We start from the raw sequence: 14,096 nt of genomic DNA, 5'->3' as shown, positions 1-14,096 counted from the left end.
GCATTAAGATTCTTGTGCGGGTTCGTGTGGCCCCAGGCTCACGGGACGGGCTGGAACGATGGTGGAAATAGCGTGTTTGTATACCATTTGCGTAACTGTGTTTTTCAGCAGAATGACATACTGGTCAAACGAATCTACCTGACCCTGTAACTTGATCCCGTTAACGAGATAAATAGACACTTGAACATGCTCTTTCCTCAAAGCGTTCAGAAAAGGGTCTTGCAGCATTTGGCCTTTATTATTCATCGAATTGCTCCTTCATTGTTTTAATCATATATTGGAGTTTTTATTATGTTGAACACCAATCCCTTACAGTGACTATGATTGTACTAATTTGTTCCAATTTCAATGCCTGTACCTTATTTTTTTGGAAATAATGTGCGAATGCGCTGCAAACAGGCCGTTTTGCCTAGTATGGACATCACCTGATCTATGCTGGGCGACTGCGCGATACCGATCAAAGCCACCCGTAAAGGCATCGCCAGCTTGGGGAACTTGATCTGTTGCTCAGCGACGACCTGATTCAGGCCATCGTGTAAATTATCGGCAGTCCAGTCCGAATCTTTAACCTTATCGAGAAAACTTTCGATATAGGCCGCGGTTTCCGGCTGGATATGTTTGCTCGCGTCTGCTTCATTGATGAGCGGGTCGCGGTAAAAGAAAGCGATCTCCTGCGCCAGCTGGTTCAGGTTATTGGTGCGTTCACGGTAAAGATTGAGCACTGCCAGCAAGTCCGGCGATTGCGTTTCAGTCACGCCCAATTTGGCCAGACGTGGTTTTACCTCGGCGGCGATCTGCTCCAGCGGCAAGGTCTTGATGTAGTGCGCATTCAGCCAATTGAGTTTTTCAGTATTGAACTGCGCCGCGGATGGCGTGATATGGTCCAGGTCGAACCACTGGCAGAATTGCGCCATATCGAAGACTTCGTCATCGCCATGCGACCAGCCCAGTCGCGCCAGGTAATTCAACACTGCCTCGCGCAGATAACCATCCTCATGGTATTGCATCACGCTCACGGCACCATGGCGCTTGGAGAGTTTCTGGCCATCATCGCCCAGTATCATGGACAGATGCGCATATTGCGGCACCTGCGCACCCAGCGCCTGCAACATATTGATCTGGCGCGGTGTATTGTTGACATGGTCATCGCCACGTATCACTTGCGTCACACCCATTTCCCAGTCATCGACCACCACACAGAAGTTGTAGGTCGGTGTGCCGTCACCCCTGGCGATGATCAGGTCATCCAGCTCGGCATTGGCGATCTCGATACGGCCTTTGACCATATCTTCCCACGCCACTACGCCCTCTTGCGGGTTCTTGAAACGCACCACAGGCGGGATATCCGCAGGTGGCTGCGGCAACACCTTGCCCGGCTCAGGCCGCCAGCGGCCATCATAACGCGGCTTCAAGCCTTGTTGCATCTGGCTTTCACGCAAGGCATCCAGTTCTTCCTTGCTGCTGTAACAGTAATAGGCCTGGCCTGCGTCCAGCATTTTCTGGATAGTGGCTTTGTAGGTGTCCATACGTTGCATCTGGTAGTACGGGCCTTCATCATGGTCCAGCTGCAGCCAGGCCATGCCATCCAGGATCGCTTGCACGGCTTCAGGTGTAGAGCGCGCAACATCCGTATCCTCTATCCGCAGGATAAACTGGCCAGCGTGCCGCTTGGCATAGGCCCAGGAAAACAATGCGGTACGTGCGCCCCCAATGTGCAGGTAGCCAGTGGGGCTGGGCGCAAAACGGGTTTTAACAGCTGGTTGCATGATGACTCTCTGAATTCTTAAGCCGGCTATTTTAACATGCTGGCGCCGCTCTTTATAACTTGCTGCCGCGGCGCTTTATAACATGCTGCCGCGGCTTTGGCCCGGCCCGGCTTTTTTGCATGTTTGCAGATTGAAGCCCAGGATCAAACGCGTTATCATGCGTCCATGATGCAGTCTATCCCTACCAGCAGCGAGATCCATGTCGGCGAGCTTTACGGCAAACCGGCCATGCCCGGGCAAACCAGCGTGATTTACCATGTGGTTGCCGTACACAAACTAGGCATCACCCTGCAGAATATGGATAACCCCTTAAGCCAGTTTGAAACGACAGAGAAAAAACTGTTGCAGTCCGGCTATGTCAGGCTCAGCCAGACGCCTTATGTCAACCTTGCCCAGACCGGCAAACGTAAAAATAGCGAATCAAAACTGAAACGCTGCCCTTATACACTGGATATCTTTGCTGACCGCGCGGATTGCGAACGGCCTCAGCTAACCCAGGCCGCCTGATAAGAATTAAGGCTTTGCTCACTTCTGCAAAACTGCTTTCGAAGAATGGCGCGAGTATCAGCCTCACGCAATCTTAAAAGTGATTTCAAATAAACCATGATTTAAATAAAAAATGCCGCGATTGCGGCATTTTTCATATCTATCGTTGTGATTAAAATGTAGCGATTAAAACTCGGGCGGCGCGCCTATCAGGTCATGCCCTTGTGCATCTACGATCTGCACATCGACAAAGTCGCCAGGGTTGAGGCCTTCAGCGTCCTGCAGATAGACGATGCCATCGATCTCAGGCGCATCTGCCTTGGTACGCGCGATCGCGATCACATTGCCAGCGTCATCTTCGGTCAGCTCATCCACCAGCACGGTTTGCAGGCTACCTATCTTGGCTGACACTTTGGCGGCACTGATACGCTCCTGCACTTCCATAAAGCGGCTCAGGCGCTCTTTCTTGATCTCTTCCGGCACCTGGTTATCCAGGGCATTGGCGGTCGCCCCGTCGACTGCCGAGTAAGCAAAGCAGCCTACGCGGTCCAGCTGCGCCTCTTCCATAAAATCAAGCAGCATGCTGAAATCATCTTCTGTCTCACCGGGGAAACCGACAATAAAGGTACTGCGGATAGCGATCTCCGGGCAGGTCTCGCGCCAGGCCTTGATACGCGCCAGGTTGTTTTCACTGCTGGCCGGACGTTTCATCGCTTTCAGTATGCGCGGGCTGGCGTGCTGCAATGGCACATCCAGATAAGGCAGGATAGCGCCCTCGGCCATCAATGGGATCACTTCATCCACATGCGGGTACGGGTATACATAATGCAAGCGTATCCATACACCCAGTTCACCCAATGCTTTGCTCAAGGCAGTCATATGGGTCTTTACCGGCCTGCCGTTCCAGAAACCGCTACGGAACTTCATATCCACGCCATAGGCCGAGGTGTCTTGCGAGATGACCAGTATCTCGGAAACCCCGGCATTGACCAGGTTCTCGGCCTCGTTCATGACATCGCCTATCGGGCGGCTGACCAGGTCACCACGCATGCTGGGGATGATGCAGAAACTGCACCTGTGGTTACAGCCTTCAGAGATCTTCAGATAGGCATAATGCTTGGGCGTCAGGCGCACGCCTTGCGGCGGCACCAGGTCGGTATACGGATCATGCGGTTTGGGCAAATGCGTGTGCACATGGCCCATCACTTCTTCCAGCGCATGCGGGCCTGTCACCGCCAGCACGCTGGGGTGCGCGCCGGTGACCACATCTTTTTTAGCGCCCAGGCAACCAGTGACGATCACCTTGCCGTTTTTATTCAGCGCTTCGCCGATCGCGTCCAGTGATTCCTGCACCGCAGAATCTATGAAGCCACAGGTGTTCACCACCACCAGGTCAGATTGCTCATAGCTGTTGCTGATCTGGTAACCTTCAGCCCGCAGCTGGGTCAGGATACGTTCTGAATCCGAACCTGCCTTGGGGCAGCCCAGTGAAACAAAACCAACTTTAGGCATACTCTGCATACATTAACCTTTTAACCTTCCACCAGGAGCTTGGTGACCGCGACCGAAGCTACGCCTAATGTAATCAATAATAACTGCAACAACGTATCGCGCAAGGCGGTGCGTTTATGTAAACCGGGGATCAGATCCGCCACTGCCACGTACAACATGCTAGAAGCCGCCAGACTCAGGATATAAGGCACCCAGTGCTGCACCATGTTCAGCCCGGCATAAGCGATCAGGCCACCCGCCAGCGTCGCCAGGCTGGAGGCGATATTGAACAGAAACGCCTTGCGCTTGCTATAGCCGGAATGTAACAAAATGAGGAAGTCGCCGACTTCCTGCGGGATCTCGTGGGCAATGATGGCCAGTGCCGTCACCAGCCCTACCTGCATATCGACCATGAAAGCGGCACAGATCAGCACACCATCGACAAAATTATGAAAGGTGTCACCTATCATGATCATCATGCCGCTGCGGCCGTCATCGTGATGGTGATGGTGACTCAATACCTGCGGCGTTTCAGCTGCCAGCGGCCGGAATTTGATCGCGCCCTGCGGTGCTTTCACTTTTTGTGCCGAGGCCTGTCCCGGATGCAATTCCGGGCAGTGTGCTTCGTCATGCATGGCATGCATCTCACAGTGCTCACCGTGACAGTGGCGCCATAACACCAGTTTTTCCAGCGCAAAAAACAGCAAAATGCCGAATAGCATGGTGGCTGTCATCGCCTCTATATTCGGGCTGGTTTCAATCGCGTGCGGCAATATCTCAAGGAACACCGCCGCCAGCAAGGCACCGATGGCATAACTGACCAGCAGCGGCACCCACTGCTTTCTGGCATTCAGTGCAAACAGGGCGGCGATGGACACGCTCAACACGCCGCCGGCCAGGCAGGCGATCACCATCCCGGTCAGGGGTGACATGGTCGCCAGGCTGGCAGTCAGATCGGCTGAGAAATTAATCATGCATACTTTGTAGAAATGAGGCGCGCATTATACGCGAGTTCTGGCAAAAATGAGCAGAAACAATCAGTTATCATCAATACCGGGTGGCGACGCACCCTGTGTTGTTTCATGACTGCTCACCCCTGTTGCCAGCGATCAGTCCGGGCAAGTCATCAACGGCGGTGCAGCTTTGCCAATGCGGTTTTTTTTGTGCAGCGTCGGCGGCATAACCCCAGGTCACCAGCACGAAATCCATCTGCTGGGCATCTGCGGCCAGGCCGTCTTCCAGGCGGTCACCGATATACAGGCATTCTTCTACCGGCAGTGCCAGGTCCTGCACTATGCGGCCTACCATATCGGCTTTGCAGCTCAGGGCGGGCTGAAAATAATCCAGCGCAAAAACGGCCTGAAACAATGGCTCCCATTGCAGATGGCGTATGATCTTTTCAGTCGGGTATAAACGCTTATTGGTCGCGATATACAACTGGTAGCCTTCACCATGCAGTTGCTGCAACAGCTCGCTCACGCCGGCAAACACTACAGATTTCAGATAGCCGCTGCTGTCGTAGTGCTGCTTGAATGCTGCCGCCAATGCCTGCAACAGTGCATCATCGTCGCGACCAGAAAGTATCTTCAGGCTTTCTATCAGTGGCGGGCCTATCACATCATTGCTTAATGGCACCTGTAATGGCGTGTCTGTGGTTTTAAAGGCCTGGTCATAGCCTTCGAGGATACTGGGGGCGGAATCGATCAGGGTGCCGTCCAGGTCAAATATCAGATGTTTTTTCATGGCTATCGTATGTGTCTCTAACTGCAGGAATGCGGGTTTATGCGCGTGAATGAATGCAAGTGCGTGCGGGGTATGGCTTATTCCAGCCAGATCAAGCTGGCCATGCGCCCGGTTTCGCCGTCACGCCTGTAGCTGAAAAACGTGTCGGCCTCATGATAGGTGCAGCGGCCGCCACCATAAATACGCTGAATGCCTAAGTTGTGCAGCCGTTGTCTGGCAATGCTATATAGATCACCCAGCCATTTTTCGCCATGGGCACGGAAAGCACTTTCGGCTTGCGCGTCTTGCGCCATGAATTGCGCGCGCACTTCGCCACCTACTTCAAAGGCATCCGGGCCAATAGCCGGGCCCAGCCAGGCCAGCAAACGCCCGGCTTTGACCGGCATGCTGTTAACGGTGGCTTCGATCACACCGTCACATAAACTGCGCCAGCCAGCATGGATAGCGGCCACCGCGGTGCCGGCCTCATCACACAGCAATACCGGCAAACAATCGGCGGTCATGGTCACGCAAACCACATCGCTGTGCGTGGTGAAACTGGCATCTGCAGTTTCCAGGCAACTGGCGGCAGCGGCATCGATCACGCGTATGCCATGCACCTGTTGCAGCCAGACCGGCTCAGTCGGCAAAAACGGGCTCAGCGACTGGCGGTTACGCGCCACGTTGTGCGGGTTATCGCTGACGTGGTCACCCAGATTCAGGCTGGCGTAGCTGCCGCTGCTGACACCGCCGACGCGCGTGGTTTGCAGCGCTTTGACGCGCTCGGGCGCTGGCCAGTCCGGCATGATGAATTCAGGTTTAGGCATCTTCCTCATCCGCCAGCAACTCGTCGTCATCCCAGTCTTCGTCGTCTTCGAGGTCGTCATCGCCCCAGTCTTCATCGTCGTCACCGATAAACAGGCCGTTCTCATCGACATTGAGGTCCACCGGCGACAGCGGCTCATCAGGCACTTCAGTGGCGCGCATGGCTTCTAGCAAGGCACGCATGTCATCTGCCAGCTCGATCTGCCACTCCATATGCTCATTGGTGACCGGGTGCGTCAGGCCGAGCTTGATGGCATGCAAAGCCTGGCGCTTGAAATCACCGATCACGGAGCGCAACTCTGTGGACATCATTTTATGCGGGATGATATTGCCTATGCCGTACAGGGGGTCACCGACCATAGGCGCTTTTAAATGCTGCAGATGCACGCGGATCTGGTGCGTGCGCCCGGTTTCAAGATTGCAGCGCAGATAGGTGTTGGTGCCAAAGCGTTCCAGCACCTGGTAATGCGTCACCGCGGATTTACCCCGGCGTATCACCGCCATCTTGACGCGCTGGTGCGGGTGCCGGCCTATAGGCTGATCGACCTTGCCACTGCGCCACAGCTGGCCCCAGACGATGGCACGGTATTCGCGCTTGACCGAATGGGCTTGCAACTGGCGTACCAGGCTGGTTTGCGCCTCCAGCGTTTTCGCCACCACCAGCAAGCCGCTGGTATCTTTATCCAGGCGGTGTACTATGCCCGCGCGTGGCACTTCCTTGAGTTGTGGCCGGTGAAACAGCAAAGCATTCAACAAAGTGCCGCTCCAGTTTCCGGCGGCAGGGTGCACCACCAGGCCGGCAGGCTTGTTGATCACGATCAGGGCATCATCTTCGTACACGATATCCAGCGGGATATCTTCCGGCTCAAACGCGTTGTCCTGCGCATTCACAGGCGGCGTGACTGCGATGTTTTCGCCACCCCAGACCTTGGTTTTTGCGGTGGGTGCTTTGCCATCGAGCAACACCAGGCCCTCTTTGATCCAGGCCTGTAACCGGCTACGAGAATGGTCAGGCAGCATTTGCTGCAAAACCAGATCCAGCCGCTGCCCACCGAGGTTGGTAGGCACGACCAGATGTAAGGAAGCGCTTTCTTTCATATTTTCAAACGGCATCAGTTATAATGCCCTGAGTTTCCTTATATATAACGATATTGAACAACATGCTTCGCATTTTACCGCTTAACGCCCTGCTCACGCGCGCTTTTATTTTTATCGCTGCGCTCACCCTGAGTGCTTGTGCTATTTTCGGCGACCCGAATCCGCTGGACGAAACCAAAGGCTGGCCTGAACAGCGCCTGTATGCCGCCGGCCAGGAAAAAATGGCGGATAAAAACTTCGACAAGGCGATCGATTACTTTCAAAAGCTGGAAGCGCGTTATCCGCACGGGGCTTATGCCACCCAGGCCCAGCTTGAAGTGGCTTACGCCTACTACAAAAAATCAGAGCCGGTGCTGTGCCTGTCTGCCGTTGACCGCTTTATCAAGCTGCACCCTAACCACCCCAACCTGGATTACGCCTACTACCTCAAAGGCCTGGCGACGTTTAACGAACGTGGTGTGATCGAAAAATACACCAAGCAGGAAATCAACGACCGTGACCCCAAGACCCTGCGCGTGTCATTCAATGCCTTTAAAGAGCTGGTCGAGCGCTTTCCGAATAGCCGTTACGTTAAAGACTCCACCCAGCGCATGATCTTTCTGGTCAACACCCTGGCCATGCACGAGATGCACGTAGCGCGTTATTACATGCAGCGTAAAGCCTATGTCGCCGCCGTCAACCGTACCAAATACGTGCTGGAGACTTATCCTAACTCCAGCGCGGTTGAAGATGCACTGGTGACCATGATCAGCGCTTACGACGCCATGAATCTGGATGACCTCAAGGCTGACACCCTGCGCGTGCTCAAAAGCAACTACCCTGAGAATCCTATGATCACCGGCAAAATTAATGAGGACGAAAAAGTGTGGTGGAAATTCTGGGAAAGCCTATACAAGTAATGCCTTAAGGCTTTGCCGATACCAGACAAAAAGCGCCAATCTTTGGCGCTTTTTTATTTGGCAGGCGCACGCCTGGCTGGCGCGTTCAACCCTGCTTGCGCACTTGCGGTGTTGCCGTAACTACATCTGCTGCAAAAGCCTCCCGCTCAAAGGGATTGTCATAATACATATGCCGCCCCTGCAACTTTTGCCAAAGCCCGGCCAATACATAGGCGGGGATAAACAGGATACCCCAGCGCTCAGCCTGCCGTACATGCACATGCTCATGCGCACGCAACTGCTCCAGCCTGCTGGCTGAAAAGCCCATGATCACATGGCCTAATGCAATGGCGGCAAACCCCCGCCGCATAAACCACAGCGCCAGCTTGCCACCATGCACTTCAAGCACCCCATGCGCAACCCGTAGCCTGGCGCCAAACGACAGCCATAGAATGGCCGCCAGCAGCCCCACCAGTGTCGTAGGCAAAGCCCATAAGAAGATCAGAAAACGCATAAACCCGGCATCCTTTATTCAACTGATACACTTTATTGTGTGTTTGCTATGCCTGCGCAACTAGTCTCGCAGATTTATTCAATATAGCGCATTCATAGCCTGCGCGCTGTTGAATATGCAATGCCTCTGCTGCGCAGTCTATGCATATTGACAGCCCTATCGCCCGCCACTTATCATGTTGAGAATAGTTATCATTAGTAATGATTGCCCTCATGTCCACTGTGGATGCGCCACCGCAACAACAAGTTCAAACGCTATACCATACGCATCATGCCTGGCTGGTCAGTTGGTTAAAACGGCGTTTAGGCTGTATCCACCATGCCAATGACCTGGCCCATGATACCTTTGTGCGGCTGATCAGCAAATCGCCAGACAACCCCCACCTGGATGAACCGCGTGCCTTTTTGACCACCATCGCGCATGGCCTGATGGTTGACCAGTTTCGCCGCAGGGCGATAGAGCAGGCTTATCTGCAAACGCTCATGCATCTGCCTGAGGCCATGGCACCTTCGCCAGAAGAACAGCTGGCCCTGCTGCAGACCCTGTTGCAGCTGGATCAGTTGCTACACGGCCTGAAACCGCTGGTGCGCACGGTGTTCCTGCTGTCGAAACTGCAAGGGCTGACCTATATTGAGATCGCGGCAACGCTCAAGATCTCACTGCGTAGTGTAGAAGCGCATATGGCGGTCGCCTTGCGCCATGTGCTGCTGGCACGCAGCTTTTGAATCACGATCTATCCATACGCGCCATGTCTGCCTCTCACGCCCAGCCCCTGCCAGATCCTGAACAAATCCCCCCGGCGGTGATGGAGGCGCTGATCGCATGGTCAGTCAAGCTCAGTTCAGGCACGGCCAGCGCAGAAGACCAGCAGCAGTTTGAGCAATGGCGCGCCCGCGACCCGCTGCATGAGCGCGCCTGGCAGGCCTTGCATGCCATGGAACAGACGCTGAACGCGGTGCCGGCAAGCTCGAGATCGCTGCTCGCCCAGAGTATAGACCTCGCCGACCAGCAATCACAACGTGCGGCCAAACGCCAGGGCAGATTCAAGCAACTGGGCATGGGCGCGATCGCAGTGTTCACGCTTGCCTTGCTGGTGAACCAGTTCGGGCCATGGCAACAACAATCACACTTTGCCACGCCCTTGGGGCAACGCGCGTCGTATACGCTTTCTGATGGCACCAGTCTGACGCTGAATACCAATACCAGCGTCGACATCCATTACGCGCTGTTCAAACGCGAGATCGTGCTCAACGACGGCGAGATCTATCTGGAAACCGGCAAGGATAGCCAGGCACTGTTCGGTCGTCGCGCATTCTGGGTCAAGACCAAACAGGCCAGTTTAGAAGCCATAGGCACACGTTTCGCGGTTTACCAGCAAGAAACGGGCACCCGCCTGCATGTGAGCGAAGGTATCGTGGCCATGCATACGCTGGCGCACCCCCCGGTGCGCGCTTACGCGCAGGAGTCTTACCGCATGCACGGTGCAAGCACGCTACCGCAAAAAGAAGCATTGCCCGAGCAAGACCCCATGGCATGGCTGGAGGGTGTCATTGTGGCGAAACAGATGCGTCTGGATACCCTGCTGGCAGAATTGTTGCGTTATCAGGCGCTGCCGGTGACTTATGATGCCGAGGTGGCCAAGCTCACCGTGTCCGGCGTATTCCAGCTCAACCGTGACTACCCGGCCGAACATGCCTTGCAAACCATAGCCCAGACTTTACCTATACGCATCACCAGGCAACATGAGCAGATCGTGATCAGAAAAAAATAATCTGAAAAAATCTGCGGGTTTTTTCATCGCTATCCGGCATAGGGTTATTTCTCATATTCTCTGTAGAGGTTTAACCTGATGCACGCTAGCACCCATCGCAAAAAATCATCCCTGAAACGACAGTTCTCCACTGCGCTGCATGCAGCATTGCTCACCGGCCTGGCTAGCGGCCTGACGGTAGCCTCAGCCGTGCCCGCTTATGCTGAAGAAAGCCGGGTGTACGATTTTCAGCTACCGGCTGGCAAACTGGCAGACGCGCTCAATGCACTGGCCAGGCAATCAGCCGTCACCCTGACCTTTGATGCAGCACAAGTCCAAGGTAAAACCGTGCCTGCGCTGAAAAAACAATTGACGCGTGAGCAGGCGCTACAGCAACTGCTCAAAGACACCGGCCTGCAAGCCAAAACGGTCAACGGCGCAACCATTATCGTGCCGCGCCCGGTATCACAGCATAGCGACACCTTGCCCGAAGTAGCCGTGCAAGCCAGCCGCAACCAGTCCAGCGGCGATCTGCCTGCGCCCTTTGCTGGCGGCCAGGTGGCAAAAGCCTGCCGCATGGGCATACTGGGCAATGTCGATATTTTCAAGACGCCTTTCAGCAGCCAAAGCTTTACCGAAGAGTTCGTGCTTGACCAGCAGGCCCGCCGCCTGGCAGATATTGTTGCGGTAGACCCCTCCGTGCGCAGTGCCATGGCTGAATATGGAGATAGCGAGACCTACCATATCCGCGGCTTTCCACTGTTCACCAACCAGGTGGGCATCAATGGTTTGTACGGCATGACAGAACTGCGCCGCATTGCGCCCGACTTTTATGAACGGGTAGACGTGCTCAAAGGCCCGGCCTCCATGCTCAATGGCAGCAGCCCGTTCGGTGTCACCGGCGGCAATATCAACCTGGTCTCCAAACGTGCTGGCGATACTCCGCTTAACCGCTTTACCGCCAGCTATATCTCAGACAGCCAGTTTGGCGGTCATCTCGACCTCGGCCGCCGCTTTGGCGAAGACAACGCCTGGGGCGTGCGCCTGAATGCATTAGCCAGAGACGGCGACACCCCCATCAGTCGCCAGTCCGACCGCATGTACATAGGCTCACTGGCCGTAGACTATCGTGGCGAAAAGCTGACCGCCAGCCTGGATATCGCCAGCCAGGACCGCCTGACCAAAGGCTACTCAGCCAATATCGTCTACGACCGAGGCTTTGCCCTGCCCCGCGCACCAAAAAATGACAAGAACTTCGTCAATGACTGGGAGTTCTTCAGAGGTGACTCCAACTACTGGATGACCAAACTGGAATACGAGTTTGACCCTGCCCTCACCGCCTACCTCAACTATGGTCAGGCCAGGGGCAATGAAGAGTATTTTTATGCCGGCTCGCAAGGCCGTCGCATCATCAACAGTGCAGGTGACTTTACCGCGCGTGCCGGCGGCTATACCGGCTGGTACGAAGTAGCCACCTATGAGCTGGGCTTGCGTGGGCATCTGCAACTGGGTAGCGTCAGCAACAACTACGCGCTGACCTACACCGGCTTTGACCGTACCGCTGGCGGTTTAACGGTCAATGCCACTGCGCCGTACACCGGCAATATATATCAAAGCCCCAACCTGCCTAAACCCACGGTCAACTACGGCCGTATCCCGCAGAATGGCGATCTGCAACTGCATAGCGTCGGCCTGGTCAACACCTTCGGTTTCCTGCAAGACAACCTACTGCTGACTGTAGGTGCCCGCCACCAGTCACTCTACAGCGGCATTTTTGCCGCTGGCGTCAAAACCGATGCCTATGACGAAAGCAGAGTCACGCCCACCGCAGCCCTGCTCGCCAAACTGGGCGATTACTCGCTGTATGGCAATTACAGCGAAGGCTTATCGCAAGGTGCAGTCGCCCCCAACACCGCGGCCAACTTTGGCGAAAGTCTGCCGCCATTTGTGGCGAAACAGCATGAGATAGGCGTGAAATACAACGCGGGCACATTTGGCGTGACTGCGGCCGTGTTTCAAATCACCCAGCCCAGCTCATTCACCAACGCCGCCAACCGGCTGGTGGCGGATGGCGAGCAGCGCAACCGCGGCCTCGAACTCTCCACCTTTGGTCAGCCTTTCAGCGGCGTGCGCCTGCTCGGCGGCGTCACCTTGATTGACCCGGAGCAAACCAAGACCCAAAACGGCCTCAATGATGGCAAAGACGCAGTCGGTGTGCCAAAAGTGAGCGTAGTCATCAATGGCGAATACGATATCTTCGCCGTTCCCGGCCTGACCTTGACAGGCCGCATCTCCGGCTTTGGTGAAGCACAAGCCGATATTGCCAACACCCAGAGCATCCCGGGCTGGACCACGTTTGATGCAGGCGCAAGATACGCCACCCAGATATCAGGCAACAAAGTCACCTTTCGCGCCAATATCATGAACCTGGCCAACAAGGATTACTGGAACTCAGTTTCACGCAGCTTTATCACTATGGGCGCGCCTCGCACGGCACTGATCTCGGCAACCATTGATTTCTAAGCTTTAGGATTTTTAAGCGTTAGCTGCCAATGGATCATGCAGTTTGAAAAGGTTGGCAGCCTGTAGCAATCACAGGCTGCCATATTTTTTGATGGGCAATCAAGCGTTCGATCTCACGCAACCATTGCCATAGAGTTGGTATTTCTTTGGATAGATTTTCGTTCTGTTTCGGCATTTTATTTCGCCTCTAGGCGAGTTACTTTTCTTTGCTTGCACAAAGAAAACGTAACCAAAAGAAATGCACCCTAGCTTCCGCTTGTTTCCTGCGTTGCTCGTCAACGTGGGCGTCCAACGAAACTCGCCCTAGCGGCTTGCACAGAACGCAAGCCACCGCGGAACTCGAACAGACGCTGGCCGACCCCTCCCACGCTGACTCCGCTACTCGGCGCGTCAGATAGGGGCCCGTTAAAAACACACGCTCTTAGTTAAACAAGACTCGCCACATTTATTCCCGCGCAACCATTGCCATAGAATTGGTATTTCTTTGGATAGATTTTCGTTCTGTTTCGGCATTTTATTTCGCCTCTAGGCGAGTTACTTTTCTTTGCTTGCCCAAAGAAAACGTAACCAAAAGAAATGCACCCTAGCTTCCGCTTTTTCCCTGCGTTGCTCGTCAACGTGGGCGTCCAACGAAACTCGCCCTGACAAGCCACACACACCGTGGCTTGTTGCGGAACTCGAACAGACGCTGGCCGAAAACTCCCACGCTGATTGCGCTACTCGGCGCGTCAGATAGGGGCCCGTTAAAACCACACGCGCTCAGTTAAGCTGAGACTTACCGCATTTATTCCCGCGCTACCATTGTCATAGAATTGGCATTTCTATGGATGGTTCTATGCTCTATTGCACCGTTTTATTTCGCCTCTAGGCGAGTTACTTTTCTTTGCTTGCACAAAGAAAACGTAACCAAAAGAAATGCACCCTAGCTTCCGCTTGTTTCCTGCGTTGCTCATCAGCGTGGGCGTCCAACGAAACTCGCCCTAGCGGCTTGCACACTACGCAAGCCACCGCGGAACTCGAACAGACGCTGGCCGACCCCTCCC

Annotated in this window: 13 protein-coding genes; 5 read left to right on the top strand and 8 right to left on the bottom strand. The window is 54.7% G+C overall.

From position 1 onward, the window contains the following. Positions 1-3: 3 nt before the first annotated feature. Positions 4-246, bottom strand: coding sequence for an RNA chaperone Hfq (gene hfq, locus ACT6RZ_RS13935; protein WP_379055970.1), 243 nt, complete (start codon positions 244-246; stop codon positions 4-6). A gap of 113 nt (positions 247-359) precedes the next feature. Next, the gene (gene gltX / locus ACT6RZ_RS13930) at positions 360-1,766 is read right to left on the bottom strand and encodes a glutamate--tRNA ligase (RefSeq protein WP_444702697.1); all 1,407 of its coding nucleotides are present in this window, start codon (positions 1,764-1,766) and stop codon (positions 360-362) included. 165 nt (positions 1,767-1,931) lie between these two features. Here gltX and ACT6RZ_RS13925 point away from each other — a divergent pair, with 165 nt between their 5' ends. Beyond that, positions 1,932-2,273, top strand: coding sequence for a hypothetical protein (locus ACT6RZ_RS13925; RefSeq protein WP_444702696.1), 342 nt, complete (start codon positions 1,932-1,934; stop codon positions 2,271-2,273). 165 nt (positions 2,274-2,438) lie between these two features. Here the strand turns inward: ACT6RZ_RS13925 and rimO are convergent, their stop codons facing one another. From rimO to rluD, 5 genes are all read right to left on the bottom strand, one after another. Further along, entirely contained in the window at positions 2,439-3,773 is a 1,335-nt protein-coding gene (rimO, locus tag ACT6RZ_RS13920) for a 30S ribosomal protein S12 methylthiotransferase RimO (protein ID WP_444702695.1), read from the bottom strand. Positions 3,774-3,784: 11 nt separating this feature from the next. Next, entirely contained in the window at positions 3,785-4,675 is an 891-nt protein-coding gene (locus ACT6RZ_RS13915) for a ZIP family metal transporter (RefSeq protein ID WP_444702729.1), read from the bottom strand. A gap of 148 nt (positions 4,676-4,823) precedes the next feature. After that, positions 4,824-5,486 (bottom strand): HAD family hydrolase, encoded by a 663-nt coding sequence (locus ACT6RZ_RS13910; RefSeq protein WP_444702694.1) that lies wholly within the window; start codon positions 5,484-5,486, stop codon positions 4,824-4,826. Positions 5,487-5,563: 77 nt separating this feature from the next. Then, the gene (gene pgeF, locus ACT6RZ_RS13905; protein WP_444702693.1) at positions 5,564-6,292 is read right to left on the bottom strand and encodes a peptidoglycan editing factor PgeF; all 729 of its coding nucleotides are present in this window, start codon (positions 6,290-6,292) and stop codon (positions 5,564-5,566) included. Next, on the bottom strand, positions 6,285-7,403 hold the full coding sequence (gene rluD / locus ACT6RZ_RS13900) for a 23S rRNA pseudouridine(1911/1915/1917) synthase RluD (RefSeq protein WP_444702692.1): 1,119 nt from the start codon (positions 7,401-7,403) through the stop codon (positions 6,285-6,287). The genes pgeF and rluD overlap by 8 nt, the downstream gene beginning before the upstream one ends. A gap of 47 nt (positions 7,404-7,450) precedes the next feature. Here rluD and ACT6RZ_RS13895 point away from each other — a divergent pair, with 47 nt between their 5' ends. Continuing rightward, positions 7,451-8,287 carry an outer membrane protein assembly factor BamD gene (locus tag ACT6RZ_RS13895; protein WP_444702691.1) on the top strand — a complete coding sequence of 279 codons (837 nt, stop codon included), beginning with the start codon at positions 7,451-7,453 and terminating at the stop codon, positions 8,285-8,287. 85 nt (positions 8,288-8,372) lie between these two features. Here ACT6RZ_RS13895 and ACT6RZ_RS13890 read toward each other — a convergent pair whose 3' ends face one another. Further along, positions 8,373-8,780 (bottom strand): hypothetical protein, encoded by a 408-nt coding sequence (locus ACT6RZ_RS13890; protein WP_444702690.1) that lies wholly within the window; start codon positions 8,778-8,780, stop codon positions 8,373-8,375. A 212-nt stretch (positions 8,781-8,992) separates the two neighbouring features. Here ACT6RZ_RS13890 and ACT6RZ_RS13885 point away from each other — a divergent pair, with 212 nt between their 5' ends. The 3 genes from ACT6RZ_RS13885 to ACT6RZ_RS13875 all read left to right on the top strand — a co-directional run bounded on the left by ACT6RZ_RS13885 (position 8,993) and on the right by ACT6RZ_RS13875 (position 13,053). Then, the gene (locus tag ACT6RZ_RS13885; RefSeq protein WP_444702689.1) at positions 8,993-9,505 is read left to right on the top strand and encodes a sigma-70 family RNA polymerase sigma factor; all 513 of its coding nucleotides are present in this window, start codon (positions 8,993-8,995) and stop codon (positions 9,503-9,505) included. Beyond that, on the top strand, positions 9,502-10,551 hold the full coding sequence (locus ACT6RZ_RS13880) for a FecR family protein (RefSeq protein WP_444702688.1): 1,050 nt from the start codon (positions 9,502-9,504) through the stop codon (positions 10,549-10,551). Before ACT6RZ_RS13885 ends, ACT6RZ_RS13880 begins: the two co-directional genes overlap by 4 nt. A gap of 78 nt (positions 10,552-10,629) precedes the next feature. Then, the gene (locus ACT6RZ_RS13875; RefSeq protein ID WP_444702687.1) at positions 10,630-13,053 is read left to right on the top strand and encodes a TonB-dependent siderophore receptor; all 2,424 of its coding nucleotides are present in this window, start codon (positions 10,630-10,632) and stop codon (positions 13,051-13,053) included. The last annotated feature ends 1,043 nt before the right edge of the window (positions 13,054-14,096 follow it).

The organism is Methylophilus sp. (assembly GCF_052437885.1).
Taxonomy (GTDB): domain Bacteria; phylum Pseudomonadota; class Gammaproteobacteria; order Burkholderiales; family Methylophilaceae; genus Methylophilus.
Note: the sequence above shows the minus strand (reverse complement) of the source record. Positions and strands in the feature narration are given on the sequence as shown.

Excerpts from the sequence above, each read along its gene's own strand:
- gltX (WP_444702697.1), bottom strand. The coding sequence starts at position 1,766 with ATGCAACCAGCTGTTAAAACCCGTTTTGCGCCCAGCCCCACTGGCTAC.
- ACT6RZ_RS13890 (WP_444702690.1), bottom strand. The coding sequence starts at position 8,780 with ATGCGTTTTCTGATCTTCTTATGGGCTTTGCCTACGACACTGGTGGGG.
- rimO (WP_444702695.1), bottom strand. The coding sequence starts at position 3,773 with ATGCAGAGTATGCCTAAAGTTGGTTTTGTTTCACTGGGCTGCCCCAAG.
- rluD (WP_444702692.1), bottom strand. The coding sequence starts at position 7,403 with ATGCCGTTTGAAAATATGAAAGAAAGCGCTTCCTTACATCTGGTCGTG.
- ACT6RZ_RS13885 (WP_444702689.1), top strand. The coding sequence starts at position 8,993 with ATGTCCACTGTGGATGCGCCACCGCAACAACAAGTTCAAACGCTATAC.
- ACT6RZ_RS13910 (WP_444702694.1), bottom strand. The coding sequence starts at position 5,486 with ATGAAAAAACATCTGATATTTGACCTGGACGGCACCCTGATCGATTCC.
- ACT6RZ_RS13915 (WP_444702729.1), bottom strand. The coding sequence starts at position 4,675 with ATGTCACCCCTGACCGGGATGGTGATCGCCTGCCTGGCCGGCGGCGTG.
- ACT6RZ_RS13925 (WP_444702696.1), top strand. The coding sequence starts at position 1,932 with ATGATGCAGTCTATCCCTACCAGCAGCGAGATCCATGTCGGCGAGCTT.
- ACT6RZ_RS13895 (WP_444702691.1), top strand. The coding sequence starts at position 7,451 with ATGCTTCGCATTTTACCGCTTAACGCCCTGCTCACGCGCGCTTTTATT.
- pgeF (WP_444702693.1), bottom strand. The coding sequence starts at position 6,292 with ATGCCTAAACCTGAATTCATCATGCCGGACTGGCCAGCGCCCGAGCGC.
- ACT6RZ_RS13875 (WP_444702687.1), top strand. The coding sequence starts at position 10,630 with ATGCACGCTAGCACCCATCGCAAAAAATCATCCCTGAAACGACAGTTC.
- hfq (WP_379055970.1), bottom strand. The coding sequence starts at position 246 with ATGAATAATAAAGGCCAAATGCTGCAAGACCCTTTTCTGAACGCTTTG.